We start from the raw sequence: 5,497 nt of genomic DNA on the forward strand, positions 1-5,497 counted from the left end.
GCCGCGACCGGTTCATCGAAACCGGGGCCGGTGAACAGCAATTTCGCTTGGGTGTCGTTGACGATATAGGCCCATTCCTCGCCCGCGAGGCGCCAGCCGATCGGCACCATCACGACGCCCATTCGCGCCGCGCCGAAGAACAGCAGCACATAAAGGTCGCTGTTCTTGCCGATCCACGCGATGCGATCGCCCTTCTTCAGCCCGAGATCGGCGAGCATCGATGCGACCTTGGCGGTCAACATGTCCATGGCCGCGAAATCATAGTCGCGGTCTTCCTCGGTCAAGGCGGTCTGCGTCGGCGTCACCGCGGCCCAATGGCGCAGGAACTGGTCGAAACTCATATGCGGCGGCGACATATCGTTCATTCACTCTCTCCCGGGATGCCTTGGCGGCATTCTCAGCGCTGATAACAACGACACCGCCCATTTGGCAAGCGTGCTGGTTACCCGCCACCTTATGACAAGCACCGAGCGATGCAATCCCGGTCAGGTGCGCTGGAAAAGCAGCATCAGATTGTTCGCAGGCATCACATACCGTTCGGAAAAGGCGAAGCCGGCATCGGCGGCAACACGCTTGATGTCTGCGACGTCACGCAAGCCCCAGGCCGGATCGCGGGCGCGAAGGCTGGCATCGAACGCGGCATTGCTGTCCGCCGTCGGCACATCGGCTTCGACATAGGGGCCATAAAGGATCAAAGGTGCGCCCCGCGCCAGCAGCCGCGCAGCGCCGGCGAACAGCCCGACAGTGGCCGCCCACGGGCTGATATGCACCATGTTGATGCACAGCACCGCATCGGCGTGGTCGAGCGACCAGTCGTTCGCGGCGGCGTCGAGCGCCAGCGGCGGCGCGACATTGGCGCGGCCCGCCTCATCCACCCACGCGGCGATCGACGCGAGACCGGCGGGATCGGGATCGCTCGGCAACCAGTCGAGATGCGGAAAGGCGGCGGCGAAATGGACGACATGTTCGCCCGACCCGCTGGCGACTTCGAGCACCGTCCCCTGCGGCGGCAACCAGTCGGTGAGGACAGCGGCGATCGCATCGCGGTTGCGCAAGGTCGCCGGCGCATGGCGCTTCGCCGCCGCGCCGTCATCGCCCGGCATCCAGGGCGTGGTCATGCCCGCGTCGCGCGGGCTTCGGCGAGCAGGCGGCGGGCGCGGACTCCGACCTCGATCCGCTGAAAGGCGATGAAGCCGAGCGCGAAGGCCATCAGGATATCGGTCGCGGCCATCACCCCCGCATGGCCCGGCCCCGCCATCTGCACCGACATCGCCCGCGAGGCGCTGCGGATGACGACCAGCGCGACGATGAACAGCAAGGCTGCTGGCGAGACCGTCTGGCTCAGTTCATGCGTTTCGGGGTCGACCGCGACATGCATCAGCTTGCCGCGCCACCAGCCGAGCGCCGCGCCCGCGCCGAGCGCGAGCAGACACCATATCCACGTCAGGCCGTGCGGCGGCGCGCTCCAGAAAACGGTCGCGACGAGCAATGCATAGATGGTCGGCAATATCCACAAGCGTTCGAGCCGAAGCCGCCGCGCCTTTCCGACCGAGCGGAGGCGGAAAAAGAGCACAATGAGGATGACCGATCCGGGGATCAGATATTGCAGCCAGGCCGACGGGGCGTTTGCGGCGGTCATCGGCTCACTTCCCCGCCCGGGCCTTGGCGTGCGCCCGCGCGCGGCGTTCGCGGACGATCAGCCACGCCAGCAGGCCGACCGGCCCGACCATCAATGTCAGGAACAGGAAAGGGATTTGCACGACGCGGCTGAACCCCTTGTTGTCGGCATCGCGCGCGATCCACAGGCCGGTGAACAGGTCGAACGCCAGATAATGGGTCCAGCCAAGCGTCGCGCCGCCGGGGCTGTCGAACAATTTCATCACCCCCGCCAGCGTCGTGAAACTGCCGCCACCGGGTCCGCCGGGATCGATCGTGCCGGTCAGGAAACCGCCGAGCATGATCGCATAGGCCAGCGCGAGCAGAAATACCCCGGCATAAAGGACCAACGCCAATATCTTCGGGCCGCGCGGTGCAAAGGCCAGCAGCGCCCAGCCGCCGATCGCCCAATAATTGACCAGCAAAAACAGCGTATCCCAGCTCATCTCTCACCCCTGTTGCGGTCGGCGCAGCCTTGCCCTTGTGTAACGCCGGTTTTTGCCAGCGCTAGATCAACCCGCCAAGCCCGAAGAGCAGGATGCCGCCGAACAGCGCGATGAGCCCGGTAGCGACGATCAAAAGCGTCAGCCGCGCCGCCGAGAAGCGCCGGGTCGCGAGGAAGGCCGCAACGAAGCCGAGACCAAGCGCGATCAGCGGCGCGTAGAGAAAGGCCCAATCATAGCTAAATTCGCGGCGGACACGGACCAGTTCCCACTGCTCGACGACCAGCCCGTAAAGCGTGATCGCCGCGAGCCAGGCGGCGACGAAGACCACCGCAAACAGCGCGCCGCCGATCAGGCAGCCGATGGCGCCGGACGGCCGCGCGCTGTCGGGGGTCTCGTTCAACTGCCGCCGATCTCGCTGAGCGACGGCGTGCCGGGCGCGACGGCGGGCTCGGCCCAGGTCAGGATCGGCTTGCGCGCTGCCGCCGTCTCGTCGAGCCGCGCGCGCGGGGCGAAATGCGGCGCCGATTTGAGCGCCGGATCGCCGTTCTTCGCACGCAGCGCGACGCTGCGCAGCGCCCCGATGAACTGGTCGAGCACCGCCTTGCTCTCGGTTTCGGTCGGTTCGATCAGCATCGCACCATGGACGACGAGCGGGAAATAGACCGTCATCGGATGATAACCCTCGTCGATGATCCCCTTGGCGATATCGAGCGTCGAGAAGCCCTCGGCGAGGCCGTTGTCGGTGAACAGCGCCTCATGCATGCACGGGCCCGCGCCGCCGAACGGCGCCTCGAGCACGTCGTCGAGGCTGCGCAGGATATAGTTGGCGTTGAGCACCGCATCCTCGGCGACCTGCTTGAGGCCGTCGGCGCCGTGGCTGAGCATATAGGTCAGCGCGCGGGTAAACATGCCCATCTGGCCGTGGAAGGCGGTCATGCGGCCGAAGGTGTCGGGATGCTCGGCGCCCGCGCTTTCCTCCTCGACCAGCTTGAACGAGCCGTCGGCGTAGCGCGCCGCATAGGGAATCGGGCCATAAGGCGCCAGCGCCTCCGACAGCACGACCGGGCCAGAACCGGGACCGCCGCCGCCGTGCGGGGTCGAGAAGGTCTTGTGCAAATTGATGTGCATCGCATCGACGCCGAGGTCGCCGGGGCGCACCTTGCCGACGATCGCGTTGAAATTGGCGCCGTCGCAATAGACATAACCGCCCGCCGCATGGACCGCGTCCGAAATCGCCTTCATGTCGCGCTCGAACAGGCCGCAGGTGTTGGGGTTGGTGATCATCACGCCCGCGACGTCGGGGCCGAGGCGTGCCTTCAGCGCTGCGAGGTCGACGCGGCCTTCCGGGGTCGCGGGGATATCCTCGACGCTGAAGCCGGCAAAAGCCGCAGTCGCGGGGTTGGTGCCGTGCGCGCTTTCGGGGACGAGCAGCACGCGCCGGTCCTCGCCGCGCGCTTCCAATGCCGCCTTGATGCAGAGGATGCCGCAAAGCTCGCCATGCGCGCCCGCCTTGGGGGTCATCGCGACGCCGTGCATGCCGGTGAGCTTGATCAGCCACATCGCCAGTTCGTTGATCACGGCGAGTGCACCCTGCACCGTTTCCTGCGGCTGCAGCGGGTGGATGTCGGCAAAGCCCGGCATCCGCGCGACCCGTTCGTTGAGGCGCGGGTTGTGCTTCATCGTGCAGCTGCCGAGGGGGAAGAGGCCGAGGTCGATGGCATAATTCTGGCGGCTGAGGCGCGTATAGTGACGGACCGTCTCGCCCTCGCTGAGTCCCGGCAGGCCGATCGGCGCGGAGCGTGCGAGGCCGCCGAGGTCGAATGCCGGGGCCGCCTCGTCGAAATCGACACCGGTGGTTTCGGTCGAACCGATCTCGAAGATCAACGGCTCTTCGAGCATCAGCGCGCGGTTGCCGGTGAAGGTCGTCGTATCGTCGGCGCCGCCCGCGTTCATTTCGGGGCGCCAGCCGGATGCGTTGGGCGTGCTCATGCCAGCACCTCCTTCAGCGCCGCGGCAAAGGCAGCGATGTCCTCCGCCGTGCAGGTTTCGGTGACCGCGACGACGAGGCCATTCTCGAGCCCGCTGTTGTCGGGATAGAGGCGGCCAAGCGACACCCCGCCGAGGATGTCGCGCTCGGCGAGCTGGTGCACCACCGGCCGAGCGGCGGTCGGCAGCAGCAGGGTGAACTCGTTGAAGAAGGTGCTATTGAGCACCGACACGCCAGGCACCTTCGCCAGTTCGGCGGCCGCCGCCTTGGCGCGGCCATGATTGATCGATGCGAGCTGGCGCAGCCCCGCCTCGCCGAGCAGGGTCATGTGGATGCTGAAGGCCAGCGCGCAGAGCCCCGAGTTGGTGCAAATATTGCTCGTCGCCTTTTCGCGGCGGATATGCTGTTCGCGCGTCGAGAGCGTCAGCACGAAACCGCGCTTGCCATTGGCGTCGACGGTTTCGCCGCACAGCCGTCCGGGCATCTGGCGGACATATTTGGCCTTGCAGGCAAACAGGCCGACATAGGGCCCGCCGAACTGCAGCCCGACGCCGATCGACTGGCCCTCGCCGACGACGATGTCGGCGCCCATTTCGCCGGGCGACTTGATCAGGCCGAGCGCGACGGGTTCGGTGACCACCGCGATCAGCAGCGCGCCCGATGCCTGGCACGCCGCGGCGAGCGCGCTCATGTCGTCGATGCGGCCGAGGATGTCGGGATATTGCACGACGACGCAGCTCGTCTCCTTGTCGACCGCTGCGGCAAGCGCCGCCCAGTCGGTACCAGCAACCAGTTCGGGGTCGGCCTCGACCAGCACATCGCCCGTATATTTCGCCATCGTGCGCGCGACGCTGCGGTAATGCGGATGGACGCCGGTCGAGAAGAGCGCCTTCGCGCGCTTGGTGATCCGGCGCGCCATCACGACGGCTTCCCAACTGGCGGTCGAGCCGTCGTACATCGACGCATTGGCGACGTCGGTGCCGAGCAGGCGCGCGACCTGGCTCTGGAATTCGAACAGCATCTGCAGCGTGCCCTGCGCGATTTCGGGCTGGTAGGGTGTGTAGGCGGTCAGGAACTCGCCGCGCTGGATCAGGTGATCGACGCTCGCCGGCACATGGTGTCGGTACGCGCCCGCACCGAGGAAAAAGGGCCCGTCGCCCGCCGCGCGGTTGCGCCGCGCCAGCGCGCCCATGTGGCGCTCGACCGCCAGTTCGCTGGCATGGGCGGGGAGCCCCTCGATCGGGCCGTCGAGCCGCGCCTCGACGGGGACATCGACGAACAGGTCGTCGATCGTCGCGGCGCCGATGACGCCGAGCATGGCCGAACGATCGTCGGCGGTGAGCGGGAGGTAACGCATTTCACTATCTCCCCCCTCCCGCAAGCGGGAGGGGTCCGGGGCGGATTACAG

The 5,497-nt window shown here is 67.0% G+C and carries 7 protein-coding genes; all 7 read right to left on the minus strand.

The features are described 5' to 3' along the window. Positions 1-365: AMP-binding protein (locus ACREB7_RS20410; protein WP_431594089.1), on the minus strand; the 365-nt coding region annotated here is incomplete at its 3' end. A gap of 120 nt (positions 366-485) precedes the next feature. Continuing rightward, on the minus strand, positions 486-1,118 hold the full coding sequence (locus ACREB7_RS20415; protein ID WP_431594090.1) for a DUF938 domain-containing protein: 633 nt from the start codon (positions 1,116-1,118) through the stop codon (positions 486-488). After that, positions 1,115-1,639: a CcdC protein domain-containing protein gene (locus tag ACREB7_RS20420; RefSeq protein WP_431594091.1), complete on the minus strand. Its 525-nt coding sequence runs from the start codon at positions 1,637-1,639 to the stop codon at positions 1,115-1,117. Before ACREB7_RS20420 ends, ACREB7_RS20415 begins: the two co-directional genes overlap by 4 nt. A 4-nt stretch (positions 1,640-1,643) precedes the next feature. Then, positions 1,644-2,102, minus strand: a complete 459-nt coding sequence (locus ACREB7_RS20425) for an ABA4-like family protein (protein ID WP_431594092.1) — start codon at positions 2,100-2,102, stop codon at positions 1,644-1,646. A 61-nt stretch (positions 2,103-2,163) separates the two neighbouring features. Then, positions 2,164-2,502, minus strand: coding sequence for a hypothetical protein (locus ACREB7_RS20430; protein ID WP_431594093.1), 339 nt, complete (start codon positions 2,500-2,502; stop codon positions 2,164-2,166). Continuing rightward, on the minus strand, positions 2,499-4,091 hold the full coding sequence (gcvPB, locus tag ACREB7_RS20435) for an aminomethyl-transferring glycine dehydrogenase subunit GcvPB (protein ID WP_431594094.1): 1,593 nt from the start codon (positions 4,089-4,091) through the stop codon (positions 2,499-2,501). The genes ACREB7_RS20430 and gcvPB overlap by 4 nt, the downstream gene beginning before the upstream one ends. Further along, positions 4,088-5,446 (minus strand): aminomethyl-transferring glycine dehydrogenase subunit GcvPA, encoded by a 1,359-nt coding sequence (gene gcvPA, locus ACREB7_RS20440; RefSeq protein ID WP_431594095.1) that lies wholly within the window; start codon positions 5,444-5,446, stop codon positions 4,088-4,090. The genes gcvPB and gcvPA overlap by 4 nt, the downstream gene beginning before the upstream one ends. Between the last annotated feature and the right edge of the window lie 51 nt (positions 5,447-5,497).

Source organism: Sphingopyxis sp. (genome assembly GCF_050725615.1).
In the GTDB taxonomy this organism is placed as follows: Bacteria; Pseudomonadota; Alphaproteobacteria; order Sphingomonadales; family Sphingomonadaceae; genus Sphingopyxis.